At 68.4% G+C, this 18220-nt stretch carries 19 protein-coding genes; 13 read left to right on the top strand and 6 right to left on the bottom strand.

Annotated features, from left to right (window positions below; genetic code table 11):
• The first annotated feature begins 188 nt into the window (after positions 1-188).
• From KBW98_RS09070 to KBW98_RS09035, 8 genes are all read left to right on the top strand, one after another.
• Complete coding sequence (locus KBW98_RS09070; protein ID WP_211519792.1) at positions 189-497, top strand: hypothetical protein; 309 nt, start codon at positions 189-191, stop codon at positions 495-497.
• Between the two features lie 163 nt (positions 498-660).
• The gene (locus KBW98_RS09065; protein WP_211519791.1) at positions 661-1650 is read left to right on the top strand and encodes an HDOD domain-containing protein; all 990 of its coding nucleotides are present in this window, start codon (positions 661-663) and stop codon (positions 1648-1650) included.
• Between the two features lie 25 nt (positions 1651-1675).
• Positions 1676-1861 carry a 5'-nucleotidase gene (locus tag KBW98_RS09060; RefSeq protein ID WP_229429074.1) on the top strand — a complete coding sequence of 62 codons (186 nt, stop codon included), beginning with the start codon at positions 1676-1678 and terminating at the stop codon, positions 1859-1861.
• Between the two features lie 104 nt (positions 1862-1965).
• Positions 1966-4251, top strand: a complete 2286-nt coding sequence (locus tag KBW98_RS09055; protein WP_229429073.1) for an FdhF/YdeP family oxidoreductase — start codon at positions 1966-1968, stop codon at positions 4249-4251.
• The gene (gene fdhD / locus KBW98_RS09050) at positions 4248-5069 is read left to right on the top strand and encodes a formate dehydrogenase accessory sulfurtransferase FdhD (protein WP_211519790.1); all 822 of its coding nucleotides are present in this window, start codon (positions 4248-4250) and stop codon (positions 5067-5069) included. Before KBW98_RS09055 ends, fdhD begins: the two co-directional genes overlap by 4 nt.
• A gap of 104 nt (positions 5070-5173) precedes the next feature.
• Positions 5174-8620 carry a transcription-repair coupling factor gene (gene mfd, locus KBW98_RS09045; RefSeq protein ID WP_211519789.1) on the top strand — a complete coding sequence of 1149 codons (3447 nt, stop codon included), beginning with the start codon at positions 5174-5176 and terminating at the stop codon, positions 8618-8620.
• Positions 8621-8630: 10 nt separating this feature from the next.
• Positions 8631-9473 (top strand): phosphoserine phosphatase SerB, encoded by an 843-nt coding sequence (serB, locus tag KBW98_RS09040; protein WP_211519800.1) that lies wholly within the window; start codon positions 8631-8633, stop codon positions 9471-9473.
• Between the two features lie 136 nt (positions 9474-9609).
• A complete protein-coding gene (locus KBW98_RS09035; RefSeq protein WP_211519788.1) occupies positions 9610-10896 on the top strand; it encodes an SGNH/GDSL hydrolase family protein in 1287 nt (428 codons plus the stop codon).
• 15 nt (positions 10897-10911) lie between these two features.
• On the opposite strand, the gene KBW98_RS09030 is transcribed toward KBW98_RS09035, so the two are convergent.
• The gene (locus KBW98_RS09030) at positions 10912-11454 is read right to left on the bottom strand and encodes a hypothetical protein (protein ID WP_211519787.1); all 543 of its coding nucleotides are present in this window, start codon (positions 11452-11454) and stop codon (positions 10912-10914) included.
• A gap of 119 nt (positions 11455-11573) precedes the next feature.
• Between KBW98_RS09030 and KBW98_RS09025 the strand changes: the two genes are divergently transcribed.
• Positions 11574-11939: a DUF1304 domain-containing protein gene (locus KBW98_RS09025; protein ID WP_211519786.1), complete on the top strand. Its 366-nt coding sequence runs from the start codon at positions 11574-11576 to the stop codon at positions 11937-11939.
• A gap of 66 nt (positions 11940-12005) precedes the next feature.
• Positions 12006-12428, top strand: a complete 423-nt coding sequence (locus tag KBW98_RS09020; RefSeq protein WP_211519785.1) for a hypothetical protein — start codon at positions 12006-12008, stop codon at positions 12426-12428.
• Between the two features lie 57 nt (positions 12429-12485).
• On the opposite strand, the gene KBW98_RS09015 is transcribed toward KBW98_RS09020, so the two are convergent.
• The 4 genes from KBW98_RS09015 to KBW98_RS09000 all read right to left on the bottom strand — a co-directional run bounded on the left by KBW98_RS09015 (position 12486) and on the right by KBW98_RS09000 (position 15010).
• Entirely contained in the window at positions 12486-12872 is a 387-nt protein-coding gene (locus tag KBW98_RS09015; protein ID WP_211519784.1) for a cupin domain-containing protein, read from the bottom strand.
• Between the two features lie 106 nt (positions 12873-12978).
• Positions 12979-13410 carry a hypothetical protein gene (locus KBW98_RS09010; protein WP_229429072.1) on the bottom strand — a complete coding sequence of 144 codons (432 nt, stop codon included), beginning with the start codon at positions 13408-13410 and terminating at the stop codon, positions 12979-12981.
• Positions 13407-14237 carry a Mut7-C ubiquitin/RNAse domain-containing protein gene (locus tag KBW98_RS09005; protein WP_211519783.1) on the bottom strand — a complete coding sequence of 277 codons (831 nt, stop codon included), beginning with the start codon at positions 14235-14237 and terminating at the stop codon, positions 13407-13409. The genes KBW98_RS09010 and KBW98_RS09005 overlap by 4 nt, the downstream gene beginning before the upstream one ends.
• A 38-nt stretch (positions 14238-14275) precedes the next feature.
• The gene (locus KBW98_RS09000) at positions 14276-15010 is read right to left on the bottom strand and encodes a DUF72 domain-containing protein (protein ID WP_211519782.1); all 735 of its coding nucleotides are present in this window, start codon (positions 15008-15010) and stop codon (positions 14276-14278) included.
• 188 nt (positions 15011-15198) lie between these two features.
• Between KBW98_RS09000 and KBW98_RS08995 the strand changes: the two genes are divergently transcribed.
• The 3 genes from KBW98_RS08995 (at position 15199) to KBW98_RS08985 (ending at position 16988) form a co-directional block, all read left to right on the top strand.
• On the top strand, positions 15199-16074 hold the full coding sequence (locus KBW98_RS08995; RefSeq protein ID WP_211519781.1) for a PhzF family phenazine biosynthesis protein: 876 nt from the start codon (positions 15199-15201) through the stop codon (positions 16072-16074).
• Between the two features lie 44 nt (positions 16075-16118).
• The gene (trxC, locus tag KBW98_RS08990) at positions 16119-16559 is read left to right on the top strand and encodes a thioredoxin TrxC (protein WP_211519780.1); all 441 of its coding nucleotides are present in this window, start codon (positions 16119-16121) and stop codon (positions 16557-16559) included.
• Between the two features lie 66 nt (positions 16560-16625).
• Entirely contained in the window at positions 16626-16988 is a 363-nt protein-coding gene (locus KBW98_RS08985) for a hypothetical protein (RefSeq protein WP_211519779.1), read from the top strand.
• A 37-nt stretch (positions 16989-17025) separates the two neighbouring features.
• Here the strand turns inward: KBW98_RS08985 and KBW98_RS08980 are convergent, their stop codons facing one another.
• Positions 17026-18201: a cystathionine beta-lyase gene (locus KBW98_RS08980; protein ID WP_211519778.1), complete on the bottom strand. Its 1176-nt coding sequence runs from the start codon at positions 18199-18201 to the stop codon at positions 17026-17028.
• Positions 18202-18220: the final 19 nt, after the last annotated feature.

Here is an 18220-nt window from a genome sequence, read left to right as displayed (position 1 = left end):
CCCCCCCCGCCCCGCGGGGGCCCCCCTCGCCGCTTCCGGTCTGGGCTTCGGTCATAAAAAATTCGTGTAGGCAATCATTCTGCGAGTACGTGAGTTCCTTCCTACATGCGATCTCGACCCGATCCTATTTCATGCGCCTGCAGCGCTCCGCATGATGAGAGGACCAACCCCAACCCAAGGAGAATGCGATGAAACAATACCAAGGTGTGCTGCTGGGTGGCCTGATGGCCCTGGCCCTGGCGGCTTGCAGCTCCACCGGCGACAACATGGACAGCACCAGCGGCACCAGCAGCAGCGCGACCACGAGCAGCAGCACCGCGCCGAGCACGACGGGTTCCACCAGCGGCAGCAGCTCGACCTGGGGCACCGGCACCTCGTCCGGCACCAGCGCAACCACGCCCCCGCCTGTCGGCGCGTCCAGCACCACCACGACGCCGCCGGCCACCACGCCGCCGACCACGACCGATCCGCAATCGACCGATCCGAACCGCCGCTGAGCGTCCATCGCATTGCCTCTCCTGGCCGGTTTCCGCCGGCCTTCCAGGCCCGGCGCCGGGAGTGCGACCTTCCGCGCCGGGCTTGTTCCATCCAGCACGTCCCACGCGCGCGCCCGGGTTAGAATGGCCCCATGCCATCCGTCCCGACCATTCCCGCCGCACGATGAAGAACTGGCTCGCACGCCTGTTCGGCAACGCTCCCGGCACCGCGCCTGCGGCTGAAACGCGTCCGCCGGCCCCCGCCCTTCCCGCCGCCCCGCCTCCAGGCGGCGCTCCCGCTTCCGAGCCGCTCTCGGGCCGGGCGCTCGACCTGGCCTTCTTCCATTGGCTCGCGGGGCCCTGCGCCCTTCCCGCCCTGCCGGGCGGCGGCCTGGTGCTGGACGAACTGGCACGCCTGCGGGACCAGCCCGAAGCGGCGGCGGAACGTGTGCCGCGGGTGCCGGCCGTGATTCCCCAGCTCCTGCGCAGCCTGCGCGACGAGGCCAGCACGGCCGCCGGCCTGGCGCGCCAGGTGGCGCAGGATCCGGTGCTGGTCGCCGAGGTCATCCGCGAAGTCAACAGCCCGTGGTACCGTCCCGCTACGCCGGTGCGCAATATCGAAGGCGCGCTGCTGCTGCTCGGCCAGAACGGCTTGCGCATGCTGCTGGCGCGGGTCGCCTTCCGGCCCGTGATCGGCATGCAGGCCGGCCAGCTCGCGCGCCAGCTGGCGCCGGCGCTGTGGAGCCAGTCCGAGAAGTGCGCGCTGGCCGCCTCGCTGCTGGCGCCTGCCCATGGCGCCGATCCTTTCGAAGCCTACCTGGCGGGACTGATGCGCAATGTCGGCCTGGTGGTGGCGCTGCGCGTGGCCGACCAGGTGCTGCCCGGCGGCGCGCTGCCGGACGACGATGCCTTCACCGAGGCGCTCCTGGGCGCCGCGCTTCCACTGTCGGCGCGCATCGCCCTGGCCTGGGAGCTGCCGGCCAGCGTCGCCGCCGCGATCGGCGGGATTGATCCGTCCCAGCCGCTGGCGCGCGCGCGGGCCGCGGGCGACCGCCTGGCCAAGCTGCGCCTGCTGGCCGACGCCGCCCAGCCGGGCTTCGTGCGCACCGCCGGCGCCCTGGCCCCGCGCGAGCGCCAGGTATTCGACCAGCTCCAGCCCCCGGAAAACAACTGATGCCCTTTCCCATCGAGCAAAACTGGTGATCCGGGTCGACTCCAGCGCGCTGTTCGACCTGTCCGAATCGCGCCACATCTTCTTTGACCCTCAGCTCACCCACCTCCAGGCGGCGCCGGGCGGCAAGATCCCCATGGTCCACGTGCCTTTCGGCATCGCCAACCGGCGCGCGGGCGCCAAGGGTGCGGGCCCGGCGACCATCGCCGCCTGAACGCCGACCCGCGATTGTCCCGTGGTCCCGGCGCGTCGGTGCGCATGCGCACGGAGCGCGGCGTCGGCACACGCTAGGGTGGCCCCTTCACCTAAGGAGCCGCCATGAGCCAGGACCGAGGAAAGCCCCACACCCACACGCCCAACATGCCCGCCGGGGGCTGGGGCTCGCTCGGCGACGTCGCCACCATCCTGCTCGACCAGGACACGGTGGCGAAGGACAGCGCGCTGCTGCTTAAACAAAACAAGCCGGACGGCTATGCCTGCGTCAGCTGCGCCTGGGCCAAGCCTGCCCATCCCCATCCCTTCGAATTCTGCTCCAGCGGCGCCAAGGCCACCGCCTGGGAAACCACCAGCCGCAGCATCGGCGCCGATTTCTTCGCCCGCCACACCCTGGCCGAGCTGGCCGGCTGGAGCGACCACCAGCTCGAGGACCAGGGCCGCCTGACCGTGCCGCTGCGCTGGGACCCAGGCACCGACACCTACCGCGAGATCCCCTGGGACACCGCCTTCGCCGAGATCGGCGCCGCACTGCGCGGCTTCGCGCGCGACAAGGTGGTGTTCTACAGTTCGGGACGCGCCTCGCTCGAGACGTCCTACATGTACCAGCTGCTGGCGCGCATGTACGGCAACAACAACCTGCCCGACAGCTCCAACATGTGCCACGAAAGCACCTCGGTGGGCCTGCAGAAGACCATCGGCGTGGGCGTGGGTACGGTCGGCCTCGACGACTTCGAACAGACCGACTGCATCTTCTTCTTCGGCCAGAACGTGGGCGTGAACAGTCCGCGCATGCTGCACCAGCTGCAAGCCGCGCGCCGGCGCGGGGTCCCCGTCATTACCTTCAACCCGCTGCGCGAACGCGGGCTGGTGAGCTTCACCAATCCGCAGTCGCCGCTGGAGATGCTGAGCGGGCACGAGACCGTGATCAGCACCCAGTACCACCAGGTGCGGCCGGCCGGCGACAGCGCGGCCATCATGGGCTTGTGCAAGGCGATCCTGGCGGCCGATGAGCAGGCGCCGGTGCTGGACCGCGCCTTCATCGCGCAGCACACGCATGGCTTCGAGGACTTCGCCGCCGCCGTGCGCGCGGCAAGCTGGGACGAGATCGAGCGCGAATCGGGCCTGGCGCGCGCGGCGCTGGAAGCCGCCGCCGAGGTATGGTGCAAGGCGCGCGCCGTGATGGCCGTGTATGGCATGGGCGTCACCCAGCACCGCAACGGCGTACAGAACGTGGGCATGATCGTCAACCTGCTGCTCCTTGGCGGCCATATCGGGCGTCCAGGCGCCGGCGTCTGTCCGGTACGCGGCCACTCCAACGTCCAGGGCCAGCGCACCGTCGGCATCACCGAGAAGCCCGAACTGGCGCCGCTCGACAAGCTGAAGGAACAATACGGCTTCGAACCGCCGCGCAAGCCCGGCATGAACACGGTCGACGCCTGCGAGGCGATCCTGGCGCGCGAGGTCCAGGCTTTCATCGGGCTGGGCGGGAACTTCGTGCGCGCGGTGCCCGAGACAGCCCTGATGGAGGCGGCCTGGCGCGAGATCCCGCTCACCGTGCAGATCGCCACCAAGCTCAATCGCAACCACGTCGTCCACGGCAAGGCTTCCTACCTGCTGCCCTGCCTGGGACGGACCGAGATCGACCGCCAGGCCGGCGGCCAGCAAGCCGTCACGGTGGAGGACAGCACCGCGTGCATGCACGGCTCGCGCGGCATGGCGGAGCCGGCGGCGCCCACCCTGCTGTCGGAACCGGCGATCGTAGCGGGCATCGCCAAGGCCGCCCTCGATCCCAACCCGAAGCTGGACTGGGACGCCTGGGTAGCCGACTACGGCAAGGTGCGCGACGCCATCGAAGCCACCTATCCCGCCATCTTCAGGGATTTCAACGCCCGCATGTGGACGCCCGGGGGCTTTCGCAAACCGCTCGCCGCCGCCGAACGCCAGTGGGAGACCGCCAGCGGCAAGGCCGAGTTCACCGTGCCGGACAGCCTGCGGGGCGATCCCGACCTGCACAGGGAGGCCGCGGGCATGCGCCTGTTCACGATCCGCAGCGACGGCCAGTTCAACACCACCATCTACAGCCACGACGACCGCTTCCGCGGCGTACACGGCAGCCGCATGGTGCTGTTCATGGCGCCCGCCGACATGGCGCGCCTGGGCCTGGGCGAAGGCGACACGGTCGACCTGCGCGGCGCGGCGCGCGACGGCGTGGAGCGCCGCGTCGCGGGCTTGCGCATCGTGCCCTACGACGTGCCGGCCGGCTGCATTGCCGGCTACTACCCGGAATGCAATCCGCTGATCCCGCTCTGGCACCACGCCAGGGAAAGCAAGGTGCCCGCGGCCAAGGCCATCGACGTGATCGTCGAACGCGCCGGGAGCGCGCCATGAACGCGGCGGCGCAACTGGCGGCGGCGCGCTGGCACGGCGACGCCATGCAGGCGGCCAGCGAAACCGTGGCCGAGGAAGTGCCGGTGGCGCTCAGCTACAACGGCATCACCCACGCGGTGATGCTGGCCTCGCCGCTGGACCTGGAGGATTTCGCGGTCGGTTTTTCGCTGGGCGAGCGCATCGTAGCGCAGGCGCGCGAAATCCACGACCTCGAGGTCGAGGAAACGGAGGACGGCATCGCCATCGACATGCGCATCGCGTCAAGCGCCTTCATGCGCTTCAAGGAAGGCCGCCGCGCCCGCACCGGCAAGACCGGCTGCGGCCTGTGCGGCATCGACAGCCTGGCCTGGTTCGGCGACGAGACCCGTTCTCCCGGCCTGGCGGCCAATATGCCGGCGGCGGACGGGCGCCTGGCGCCGGCCGCCCTGCACCGCGCGATGGCCTCCCTGGGCGCACGCCAGGCCCTGCACCGCGCCACCGGGGCGGTGCACGCGGCCGGCTGGGCCGACCCTGAGGGCGAACTGATGTGCGTGCGCGAGGACATCGGCCGCCACAACGCGCTCGACAAGCTGGTCGGCGCCCTGGCCCGCGAGAGGGTGGACACGGCCGGCGGCTTCGCCGTGGTGACCAGCCGCGCCAGCTTCGAGATGGTGCAGAAGGCGGCGCGCGCCGGCCTGCCCTTGCTGGCCGCCATCTCGGCCCCGACCGCGATGGCGGTACGGCTGGCCGAGCGCGCCGGACTGACCCTGGCCGGCTTCGTGCGCGGCGGCCGGCACGTGGTCTACAGCCACCCGGGACGGCTGTCCATGGGTTGCTGAGCCGACAAGAAGCGGACCCGGTGCGCAGCACCCTACGCCCGGCGGCCCCTGGCCGCTTCGACTATAATGGACGACCCATCGTCGCGACTTTCACAGCACGCTGCATGCCCTTCGATCTCAAGAAACATCTCCCCAAACCAGGTCAACGTTTTGCCCTGCCGGCCCTGCACGGCTCCTCGGATGCCTACGCGCTCGCCGTCGCCGCGCTGGCGCTCAAGGCCAGCAAGCAGATGCTCACCGTGATCGTGGCCAACGCCAGCGACGGCCAGCGCCTGCTCGACGAGATCCCCTGGTTTGCCGAGGGCAAGCTGTCCTGCCACTTGCTGCCGGACTGGGAAACCCTGCCCTACGACGCTTTCTCGCCGCACCAGGACCTGGTGTCGGAGCGCCTGGCCACCCTGCACGAGATCCGCAACGACCAGTGCGACGTGCTGGTGGTGCCGGCCACCACCGCGCTGGTGCGCCTGGCGCCGCCCCCCTTTCTGGCCGCCTACACCTTCTTCTTCCGCCAGGGCGAGCACCTGGACGAGGCCAAGCTGAAGGCCCAGCTGACCCTGGCCGGCTACACCCACGTGTCGCAGGTGATGTCGCCGGGGGAGTATTCGGTGCGCGGCGGCCTGATCGACCTGTTCCCGATGGGCTCCGCCCTGCCCTACCGCCTCGACCTGTTCGGCGACGAGATCGAGACCATCCGTACTTTTGACGCCGACACCCAGCGCTCCCTGTATCCGGTCAGGGAAGTGCGCCTCCTGCCGGGGCGCGAGTTCCCGATGGACGAGGCGTCGCGGACCGCCTTCCGCGGCCGCTGGCGCGAACGCTTCGAGGGCGACCCGACCCGCTCGCCGCTGTACCGCGACATCGGCAACGGCATCGCCCCCAGCGGCATCGAATACTACCTGCCGCTGTTCTTCGACGAGACCGCAACCCTGTTCGACTACCTGCCCGAGGACAGCCCGCTGGCCCTGGTGGGCGACATCGACGCCGCCATCCAACGCTTCTGGCTCGATACCGAGTCGCGCTACCGCTTCCTGAAGAGCGACCGCGAACGCCCGCTGCTGGAGCCGCGCGAGCTGTTCCTGGGCGCCGAGCAGTTCTTCACCTGCGCCAAGCCGCACGGACGCTGGGCCATCGCCCGCGAGCCGAACGCGCCGGCCTCCGAACTGAGCGCCCCGATCCCCGACATCGCCGTCAACCGCCGCCTCGACGATCCGCTCACCAACCTGCGTGCATTCCTGGAGCGCAAGGACGCGCGCGTGATGATCTGCGCCGATTCGGCCGGCCGCCGCGAAACCCTGCAGCAGTACTTCGCCGAATACAAGCTGGACCTGGCCGCGGTCGAGGGTTTCGACGGCTTCCGGGCGACCGGTGCGCGCCTGGCGCTGGGCGTGGCGCCGCTGCAGGCCGGCTTCGAGCTGCTGGACGAAGGCAGCGGCCACCTGGTGTTCGTCACCGAGACCGAGCTGTATGCGGGCTCAGGCCGGCGCGCCGGCAAGAAGAAGCAGGAAGCGACCAGCCAGGTCGAATCCATGGTGCGCGACCTGTCGGAGCTGAAGATCGGCGACCCGGTGGTCCACATCAACCACGGCATCGGCCGCTACATGGGCCTGATGAGCATGGATCTGGGCGAAGGCGAAACCGAGTTCCTGCACCTGGAGTACGCCAAGGATTCGAAGCTGTATGTGCCGGTCTCGCAGCTGCACGTGATCTCGCGCTACTCGGGCAGCTCGCCCGAGGACGCGCCCCTGCATTCGCTCGGCTCCGGCCAGTGGGAGAAGGCCAAGCGCAAGGCGGCCGAGCAGGTGCGCGATACCGCGGCCGAGCTGCTCAACCTGTACGCGCGCCGCGCCGCGCGCCAGGGCCACTCCTTCGAATACTCGAGCGTGGATTACGAGAACTTCGCCACCAGCTTCGGCTTCGACGAGACGCCGGACCAGGCCGAAGCGATCCACAACGTCATCAAGGACATGACTTCGGGGCGCCCCATGGACCGCCTGGTGTGCGGCGACGTTGGCTTCGGCAAGACCGAGGTGGCGCTGCGCGCGGCCTTCATCGCCGTCATGGGCGGCAAGCAGGTAGCGATTTTAGCGCCGACCACCCTGCTGGCCGAGCAGCACGCCCAGACCTTCGCCGACCGCTTCGCCGACTGGCCGGTGAAGATCGCCGAGCTGTCGCGCTTCCGCACCGGCAAGGAAGTCAACAACGCGATCAAGGGCATGGCCGACGGCACCGTCGACATCGTGATCGGCACCCACAAGCTGCTCTCGCCGGACGTGAAATTCGAGCGCCTGGGCCTGGTGATCATCGACGAGGAACACCGTTTCGGCGTGCGCCAGAAGGAAGCCCTGAAGGCCTTGCGCGCCGAGGTCGACGTGCTGACCCTGACCGCGACCCCCATCCCGCGCACCCTGGGCATGGCCCTGGAAGGCCTGCGCGACTTCTCGATCATCGCCACCGCGCCCCAGAAGCGCCTGGCGATCAAGACGTTTGTCCGCAGCGAGGACGGTTCCGTGATCCGCGAGGCCTGCCTGCGCGAACTCAAGCGCGGCGGCCAGATCTACTTCCTGCACAACGAGGTCGAGACGATTGAAAACCGTCGATCCATGCTGGAGGAACTGCTGCCCGAGGCGCGCATCGGCGTGGCCCACGGCCAGATGCACGAGCGCGACCTGGAAAAGGTGATGCGCGACTTCGTCTCGCAGCGCTTCAACATCCTGCTGTGCACGACCATCATCGAGACCGGCATCGACGTGCCGACCGCGAACACGATCATCATGCACCGCGCCGACAAGTTCGGCCTGGCCCAGCTGCACCAGCTGCGCGGTCGCGTCGGCCGCTCGCACCACCAGGCTTATGCCTACCTCCTGGTCAACGACGTGATGAGCCTGACCAAGCAGGCGCAGCGCCGCCTGGACGCGATCCAGGCCATGGAAGAACTGGGCAGCGGCTTCTACCTGGCCATGCACGACCTGGAAATCCGCGGCGCCGGCGAAGTGCTGGGCGAGAACCAGTCCGGCGAAATGCTCGAAGTGGGCTTCCAGCTGTACTCGGACATGCTGAACGAGGCGGTACGCTCGCTCAAGGCCGGCAAGGAGCCCGACCTGGCCGCGCCGCTGGCCTCGACCACCGAGATCAACCTGCACGTGCCGGCCCTGCTGCCGGCCGACTACTGCGGCGACGTGCACGAGCGCCTGTCGATCTACAAGCGACTGGCCAACTGCGAGACCCAAAACCGCATCGACGACATGCAGGAAGAATTGATCGACCGCTTCGGCAAGATGCCGGACCCGGTGCGCGCACTGATCGAGACCCACCGCCTGCGCATCGCCGCCAAGACCGTCGGCATCGTCAAGATCGACGCCCACGGCGAAGCGGTGAACATGCAGTTCATGGAAAAGCCGCCGATCGACCCGATCAAGATCATCACCCTGATCCAGAAGAACCGCCACATCAAGCTGGCCGGCCAGGACAAGCTGCGCATCACGGCCGGCATGCCGGACCTGCAGGCGCGCGTGAACCAGGTCAAACAAACCATCAAACAGCTGCTCGCTTAAACCTATGAACATGAACCTGGTGCTCCAGGGGCCGCAGGCCTCTCCCGACACGCTCGCAGCCCTGGCCCGCCTGGCCGGCGGCGCCCGCGCCGTCGCCATCGATGCGCATGCCCTGCGCTGCGAAGACGTCCCCTTCAGCGCCGAACTGAAGGCGGCGGTCGAACAGGCCGCCTTCGAGGCCGGCGTGGACGCCACCTTCATCGAGGCCGGGCGCAGCCTGCGCGACTTCCGCCTGGTGGCCATGGACATGGACTCGACCCTGATCACCATCGAGTGCATCGACGAGATCGCGGACATGCAGGGCCTCAAGCCCCAGGTGGCCGAGATCACCGAGGCCGCGATGCGCGGCGAGCTCGATTTCGCCGCCAGCCTCACGCGCCGCGTGGCCCTGCTCGAAGGCCTGGAAGCCTCCGCGCTGGAGCGCGTCTACGAAGAGCGCCTGCGCATCTCGATGGGCGGCGAAGCCATGCTGCGCGCGGTGCAGGCGGCCGGGCTCAAGACCCTGCTGGTCTCGGGCGGCTTTACCTTCTTCACCGAACGCCTCAAGGCGCGCCTCGGCCTCGACTATGCGCACGCCAATGTGCTGGAAGTGGCGGACGGCAAGCTGACCGGCCGCGTGAGCGGCGGCATCGTCGATGCGGAGGAGAAACAGCGCACCGTCGAGCGCGTGTGTGCGGAACTCGGCATTGCTCCACTACAGGCCATCGTGATGGGCGACGGCGCCAACGACCTGCGCATGATGGGCATCGCCGGCCTCTCGGTGGCTTTCCGCGCCAAGCCGGTGGTGCGCGCCCAGGCCAGCGTGGCGCTCAATTTCAGCGGCCTGGATGGCCTGTTGAAGGTCCTGGCTTAGGGCCTATATAGCTGGGGAAACGAGGGGACGAGGCAGATCAAGGCCCGTCGACGCTCCGGTTGGAAGCGTGGCTTGCGTGGATTAGGGTAACGCTGCGGCCGTGCCGTGGCCGCTCGTCCACCGACAGGAGCCCGTCATGACAAGCCAGGCAAGCCGCCCTTCCCTTTCCAACGATCCTGCCAGCCGGGGCCGCCGCCGCATCTTCGCCGGGCTTCCCGCGCTGGCCGCCGCCCTGGCGCTCCCGGCGCCGCCGGCGCTGGCCCAGACCGCGCGCGGTCTATGGTATGCGACCTGGGGCTGCGCGCCTTCGGGTCCTCCGCCCTTAAGCACCGCTCTTACGCTGAGCGGCCAGACCCTGCGCCTGGTCGTGCGCACCAGCATCGGCGCGGGACGCCTGCGCGTTCGCCTGTCCAACGAGATGGGCAGCGCGCCGCTGCGCATCGGCGCCGCCAGCATCGGCCTGCGCTCCAGCGCCGCCACCGTGTACGCCGGCACCAGCCGCGCGCTCAGTTTCGGGGGGCGCTCTACCATCACCATCCCGGCCGGTACGCCTGCCCTGTCCGATCCGGTCGACTTGTCGGTCGGGCCGTTCGCGGACCTCGCCGTCAGCCTCTACCTGCCCGGACCGGTGACGGTCAACACCATCCACGCCAACGCCTACCAGGCCAATTACCTGTCGACCGGCGGAAACCACACCGCCGCGACCAGCCTGCCGATCCAGCGCACCATCGGGTCCTGGCCTTTCCTGGCCGAGGTCGATTCCGACCGGGTTGCGCCCGTCATCGTCGCCGCGGGCGACTCGCTCACCGATGGCATCGGCACCACCACCAACACCAACCGGCGCTGGCCGGACTGGCTGGCGCGCCGCTTCCAGGCGGAGTTGAGCGGCAGGGGGCCCTTCGCCGTGGTCAACCGTGGCCTCAGCGGCAACCGCCTGCTGCTCGACGACGCCAGCATGCCGCTGGCCGGCCGCGACCTGCTGGAGCGCTTCGACCGCGACGTGCTGGCCACGGCGGGCGTGCGCGCCCTGGCCCTGCTGATCGGCATTAACGACATCCTGTTCAGCCCGGCATTCAGCCCCGTGCCGCGCGAGGACATGGCCGGCGGCTACCTCCAGCTGATCGAGCGCGCCCATGCGCGCGGGATCGCGGTGATGGGCGCCACCCTGCCGCCCTTCGGCGGCAACGTCTACTTCAACCCGCGGCGCGAGGCGGCGCGCCAGGACATCAACGCCTGGCTGCGCAGCGCCGGCGCCTTCGACCTCCTGGCCGATTTCGACCTGGTCCTGCGCGATCCGCAAGCGCCGGAGCGGCTGCGCAGCAGCTACGACTACGGCGACCACCTGCATCCCAACGACGCCGGCTACCAGGCGATGGCGGCCAGCGTGCCGCTCGCGCAGCTGGCGGCGCTGGCCGCCTATTGAATCCGCCCCCCCGGCTCAGTCTCCGGCCTGTGTCGTCGGGGGTGGCTCCGGGTTGGCCTCCATCGACCACACCACGGCGGCGATCTTCCATCCGGCATCGGTGCGCAGCAGCTGCCAGCCTTCCTTGCCCCAGTTCTGCTTGTACCTGCCCTCCATGAAGGCGTAGTCGAACCAGACGTGGGCGACTTCGCCGTCGGTATCGATGCGCACGTTGGAGAAGGTCTCCTCGAGCCGCTGCGGGTCCTTGGCGATGTCCTCGATGAAGCTGCGCGGGTTGCTGCTGAAGAGCTTCGGCGGGCGCGGCCGCCCTGCGGCCTTGCTGCGCGCATGGAAGCGGTCGACACTGGCGTCGGTAAACACCGCGGACCAGGTAATGTCCTCGCGCAGGAACAGCTTCATGAAGCTGTCCTTGTCCTTGTCGATGATGGCCTTGCGGAAGGTCTCGACGATCCGCTCGATCTGCTCGCGGTGTTGGGCCTGGTCCTGGGCCAGGGCGGGAGGGACTGCGGCGAACAACAAGGCGGCAGCCAGCAGCGCGGCGGTCAAGGGTCGTTTCATGGGCTCTCCTCGTGGATGACCCGCCAGTATAGGGAGGCGCCGGCCGCCAAGTCTCACCAATATTCACTTGCCACACCGACAAGGTCGTACAATGCGGAAATTAACTGAGAGAGGCAACCATGGCGCTAGTGGCGAACATCCTGATGGGGCTGGTCCTCATCATCCACGTCTACATCTTCCTGCTCGAGACCGTGCTGTTCCGCAGCCGTGGCCGCAAGGTCTTCCGGCTGAGCGAACAGCAGGCCGAGGTGCTGGCGCCCGCGATGTCGAACCAGGGCTGCTACAACGGTTTCCTGGCGGCCGCCCTGCTGGTGGCCTTCCTGCATTCCGACCCGGGCACGGCGCGCGCCTTCGCCGTATTCGGCCTGGGCTGCGTGGCGGTCGCCGGGATCTGGGGTGCGGTCACCGTGCAGCGGCGCATCCTGCTGATTCAGACCCTGCCGGCCGTGCTGGCCCTGGCCGCGTTGCTGGGAGCCCAGGTGTAACAAAGCGTAATGCCGGCGGCATCCCGGCGCGAGAGCTTTTATCATGGCGGGATCAGGAGGACCGCCATGAAAAAGCTTGCCATCATCATCGCGTCGCTTGCCACGCTGGCAGGTTGCGCCACCCAACCGAATTACGCGACCCGTACCTACGCACCGCCGACCGATCCCAGCCAGTGGCATGTGGTCTCGGTGACGCCGGTCCCGGTCGGCACCGGCGCCCGCGCCGCCGCCAGCGGCCAGGCCTCGGCATTGAGCAGCGGCCCGGCCGTGACCTATTCGACGCCGACCACCGTCTCGCCCGTCTATGCCCCGGCGCCCGTCTATGCCCCGGCGCCGGTCTATGCGCCGCAGCCGGTCTATGTGGAACAGCCGCGTTATTACTATCCGCCGGTATCGATCGGCCTCGGCTTCAATTTCGGCCGCGGCTGGGGCCATCACCGCGGCTGGGGAGGCCACATCGGCACGCGCTTCCCTTACCGCTGGCGCTGAGCCTGCGACAACAAGAAAGCCGGCTCGACGCCGGCTTTTTTGCGTCCGCACGGACGTTCAGTGGCCGTGGCTGCGCTCGTACTCGTCCGCTTCCGCCTTGGTGGCGTGGACGATGCCGTCCGGATGCTCGGGCGGCGTGTACAGCGTGTAGAGGCGCATCGGCTCGGTCTTCGAGGTATTGATGACGTTGTGCTCGGTGCCGGCCGGGATCACGACCGCCACGCCGTCTTCCAGCTTGTGTTCTTCGCCGTCCAGCAGCGCCACGCCCTGGCCTGCTTCCACGCGGATGAACTGGTCATGGCCTTCATGGCGCTCGACGCCGATCTCCTCGCCCGCCTGCAGGGTCATGATGACCAGCTGGCTGCGCTGGGTGGTGTACAAGACCTCGCGGAAATTGTTCCCGGCGAGCGTCTTCTCTTCGATATTGATGCTGTAGCCCGACATGCTGTTCTCCATGGGTTCACGGCGGCCCTTGCCGCCCTGTCATGATTGTATAAGAGCCAAGCGGAGCCTGCCTTGGACCGGTCTGCTGTGCCGTACGTGAACGGCTTCAGGCGGAACCGAAGAGATCGTGGGCGTCGAGGATGGCCCAGGCGATCTCGGGCCGCTCGCCCAGCAGGCGCCGCACCGCCGCCGGCACCGACTTGCGCACCTTTTTGCACAGCCCGGGGCGTTCCTCGAGCACGATCACGATGCCGCGCGTGCTGCGCACCTCGTTGGGGCCGGGTTCGATGCGCAGCTCGGCGCCGATGTTCTTGCGGATCAGTCCCTGCACATGCTGCAGGTCCTGGTAGCTCTCGACCCGCTCGATGCGCTCGATCAGCTTCTGTTCCTGCTGGCGCGTCAGGGCGAGCGGACGGGGATCGGCACCAGGATCCGCCAGCAGGCGCTCGCGCCCGCACACGCAGGCGCCCGGCGGGCATTCCACGCGGACGGGGAAAGGCAAAGGCGGCGATGGCGAAGCAGGCTCGGTCACGCTCAAGGATGGTGGTCGTTTTCCTCAGGCGATTCTACATCGGAGAAGCGCTCCAGTGCATCCGCGCCGGGCCGCGAGACGGCCGCGAGCAGCGCCTGCATGCGCTTGTAGTGCGACCCCTTCCAGTACACGCGCCGGCAGTCGTCGCAGGTGGTGAATTCCTCGTGCTGCTCGCGCACCGAGGCCGGCAGGCGTTCCTCGACATCGGCCTTGGCCACCGCGTGCAGCGGCACATTGCAGTGCAGGCAGAGCGAGAACGGCCGCGCGCCGTCGGCCAGGTCGAGGCGCTCGAACAGCTCGCCCAGCTGTTCCGGCGGATCCAGCGAATGGATATAGCAGCCGTGCGTGATCGAACGGCGCTTGAGCAGTTCGCGGTCGCGCGTGAGCACGATCCGGTCCTCGTCCTGGGCGATGTCCTCGACGTCGTCGTCGTGGTAGTGATTGTCGTACAGGGTGTCGAAGCCGGCCATGCGCAGCAGGCGCGCCAGCCCGCCGAGATGGGCGTCGGCCACGAAGCGCATGCGCGCCAGCGGCCGCTCGCGCAGGCGCTCCAGCGGCGAACGGTATTCCGGCGCCAGGTCGTGCGCCACTTCCAGTACTTCGAAACGGGGATAGACCGAGACCCGGTCGCCGTCCTTGAGCACGCGGTCGAAGCCGCATTCCTGGCCGTTGACCAGCACCGCCTCGACCTCGGTGTGCGGCACGCCCAGTGCTTCGATCATGTGCTTGGTGGTGGCCGATTGCGCGCATTGCGAGGCAAAGGTGCGGCCGCGCCGCTCGCGCGGCAGGAAATCGTTCAGCTCTTCGTGGAAACTAAAAATTGCGGTAACCATGGACTCAGTATGGCACTTTCATGGAATGCCTGCATAAACTATCCGTGCATCAATTCAAGGGCATTCGGCACCGATTCGCCTGCGGCAGTGTTGTCGAAGATGCACCAGCAGGTGCGGCCTTTCGCGATATGCGCGTCGAGGTCGGCGCGCACTTCAGCGATGGTTTCGCGCGGGTAGCGCGAGTAGTAAATGCGCGGCGCGCCGTGCAGGCGCACGTAGACGTTCTCGTCGCTGGTGGGCACGTGCGGGCCGGGCTGCCCAGCCGGCGGATCGGCGATCACGCGGGTGACGCCGCGCTCGCGCAGCAGCTCGGTGGCGGGCTCCGAGAACCAGCTCGGATGGCGCGCCTCGAACGCGACCATGCAACCGAACAGGTCGTTCAGCTGGCCGAAGAAGGTGCGCGCCGGCTCATCGGTAAAACCGAACTTGGGCGGCAGCTGCACCAGCAAGCAGCCGAGCTTGCCACCGAGGCGCCCCGCCTCGCGCGCGAATTTCTCGAGCTGGGGACCGGCGTCCAGCAGGCGGGCGTCGTGCGTGACTGCGCGCGGCACCTTGACCGCGAACCGAAAGGCCTCCGGCACCGAATCGGCCCAGCGTGCATACGTCTCGGGCTTGTGCGGCCGGTAGAAGGACGAGTTGATCTCGACGGCCGGGAATACGGCCGCATAGCGTTCGAGGTGGCTGCCTTTTTCGGGGAAGGGGGCGGCGTGCTCTTTCCAGAGGTTCCAGCCGGCGCAACCTGCCAGCAGGCTGCCGGGTGCTTTGTGCGTCATCGGTCGATCGATAGTCTTGTCGATGCCGATTCTACGGAATGCTCGACAATAGCGGCGCATGGATGGCGTGGCCAGTACACCTTGACCGTCGAGCGCCAGTACTGTACGGCCGTGCAAGGCGCCACTGTGTCTGGACCGCCCGGGCCGGATGCGTAGACTGGCTGCTTTCCCATCAACGAAACGACACCATGCGCGCAGCCATCAAGACCGTCGACGTCTTCACCTCTCTTCCCTTCCGCGGCAATCCGGTCGCCGTCGTGCTCGACGCCGATGGGCTCTCCGCCGAGCGCATGCAGCAGGTCGCGCACTGGATGAACCTGTCGGAAACCACCTTCGTCCTGCCGCCGACGGCGCCGGGCGCCGACTACCGGCTGCGCATCTTCACGCCTGGCGGCGAGCTGCCCTTCGCCGGCCACCCCACCATCGGCAGTGCGCACGCCTTGCTGGAGGCCGGCATCGTCGCGCCACGGGACGGCGTGCTGGTGCAGGAGTGCGGCGCCGGCCTGGTCCGCCTGCAGGTGGAGGATGCGAGCGACGGCGCGCGCTGGATCGCCTTCGACCTGCCACCGGCAACCTTCACGGCGCTGGCGCCAGGCGATGCCGCCGAGCTGGAGGCCATCCTCGGCGTCCCGCCCGCGCACGGGGCCCGCCCCTTCCTGGTCGACGTGGGGGCACGCTGGGTGGTCGCGCAGTTGCCGCACGCGCAGGCGGTGCTCGATTGCCGCCCAGATTTGGCCCGCATGGCGATCCAGGACCGTCGCGGCCGCCATACCGGCGTCGTGATCTTTGGCGCGTACCCGGAGGGAAGCCCCGCGCGTATCGAGACGCGCGCCTTTGCTCCCGCGCACGGCGTGCCCGAGGATCCGGTATGCGGCAGCGGCAACGGGGCCATGGCGGCCTACCTGCGCCATACCGGACAGGCCTCGGCCTTCGAGGGCGAATTCCTTGTGAGCCAAGGCGCGATGGTGGGCCGCGCCGGTGTGCTCAGGCTGTCGATCTCGCAGGATCGGATCCGCGTCGGCGGACAGTGCGTCACCTGCATCGACGGCACGCTCAATCTCTAGATCGCCTTACAATATCCTCACTCGCACCAATCAAGGAGAAACCGATGAGTGACCCGCTCCACGTCGTCTGTCCGCACTGCGATGCCGTGAACCGCATGCCCCAGGCGCGGCTGCAGGATGCGCCCACCTGCGGCAAATGCGCCAAGCCAGTCTTCAGCGCGCGTCCGCTCGATGTCGACAGCGCGCGCTTCGACAGGCACGTCACGCGCAACGACATCCCCGTGCTGGTGGATTTCTGGGCCGAATGGTGCGGCCCTTGCAAGATGATGGCGCCGCATTTCGCCCAGGCCGCCCAGCGCCTGGAACCGAACGTGCGGCTGCTGAAGGTCGACACCGAACGCTCCCAGGACCTGGCGGCGCGCTTCGGCATCCGCAGCATCCCGACGCTGGCGCTGTTCAAGGGCGGGCGCGAAATCGCACGCCAGGCCGGCGCCATGGACGCCGGCCGCCTGGTGGCCTGGGTCGAGGCGCAGGCGCGCAACTAGGCCCGGGCTGCGGCCGGGCCGGTTTGGGTTATCATTCGATCAATTGAACTCACCGTGGAGGACGCCATGTCCCAGGAACTCGTCTTTGAGCAAGGCGTCGAGAACGCCAAGCAGTTCGCGCGCATCCTGTATGTCGTGCACGCGCTGACCTTCTTCTTCTCGGTCGGCACGCTGTCGATCCTGGTACTGATCGTCAACTACGTGAAGCGTCCCGACACCCAGGGCACGATCGTGTACTCGCACCATACCTGGATGATCCGTTCGTTCTGGTGGTACCTGGCGTGGATGATCCTGGGCGGCGTGCTGTGGGTGACCCTGATCGGCATCCCCCTCGCCATGCTGATCTGGGGCGTGGCCTGGCTGTGGATGGCCTACCGCATCATCCGCGGCTTCCTCGACCTCAACAACAACAAGCCGATGCCGGTCTGAGCCGCGATCGGGAGCGGGCCTGCGGGCCCGGCCCGCGTCAAAGCCTGGCGAGGGCCTGCTCGAGGTCGGCGATCAGGTCGGCCGTGTCTTCCAGGCCGATGTTGAAGCGCACCAGGATGCCCTCTTCCATCCACCGGCGGCGCATGCCCTGGATCCGGTAAGGCATCACCAGGCTGTTCGGGCCGCCCCAGCTGTAGCCGAGACCGAACAGCTTCAGGCTGTCGACGAAGCGGTCGGTCTGTTCTTCTGTATAGCGCGGATCGAACAGCACCGAGAACAGGCCGCCGGCGCCGCGGAAGTCGCGCTGCCAGTGCGCGTGGCCGGGGCAATCCTCGAAGGCCGGGTGCAGCACCTTGCCAATTTCCGGACGATCCTTGAGCCATTGCGCCACCGCGCGCGCATTGGCGTCGTGGGCGTCGAAGCGCAGCTTCATGGTCGGCAGGCCGCGCATCACCAGGTAGGCGTCGTCGGCGCCCACGCCCAATCCCAGGCGCATGTGGGCCTGGGCCAGGCGGTCGTTCAGTGCGCGGTCGCGCGTGATCACGGCGCCCATCAAGAGGTCCGCCCCGCCCGACTGGTACTTGGTCAGCGCATGCATGACGATGTCGGCGCCGGCGTCGAAGCCGCGCAGCGCCAGGCCGGCGGCCCAGGTGTTGTCGAGCGCGACCAGCACGCCTTTCTCATGGGCCGCCTTGCAGATGGCCGGGAGGTCCGGCACTTCCATCGACACCGAGCCGGGCGCCTCGGCCCAGACCAGCTTCGTGTTCGGCTGGATCAGTGCCGCGATGCCGGCGCCGATCATGGGGTCGTAGAAACGCGCGCTGACGCCGAAGTCCTGGCTCAGCCAGCGGCCCAGCTCGCGGTTCGGGTTGTAGACGTTATCCGGCAGCAGCACATCGTCGCCGCTCTTGAGCAGCGCGAGGTCGACCATCGCGATCGCGGCCAGGCCGGACGGCGCCAGCAGGCAGTGCGCGCCGCCTTCGATCTCGGCCAGGCGCGCTTCCAGGGTGAAGGTGGTCGGGGTGCCGTGCAGGCCGTAGGTATAGGCGTTCTTGTCCTTCCACTGGCCTGAGCGCATCGCGGCCACGTTCGGGAACAGCACCGTGGACGCATGGTGGATCCCCGGCGGGAAGGCGGCGAAGCCTTCCGGGGCGGCGTAGCCGCTGTGGATCAGGGTGGTCTGGACCGACTTCTGCTTTTCTTTCTCCGTCATGCCCTGCTCCTTGCCCGCT

The sequence above is a fragment of the Massilia sp. ST3 genome (assembly GCF_018119405.1).
Taxonomy (GTDB): domain Bacteria; phylum Pseudomonadota; class Gammaproteobacteria; order Burkholderiales; family Burkholderiaceae_D; genus Telluria.
Note: the sequence above shows the minus strand (reverse complement) of the source record. Positions and strands in the feature narration are given on the sequence as shown.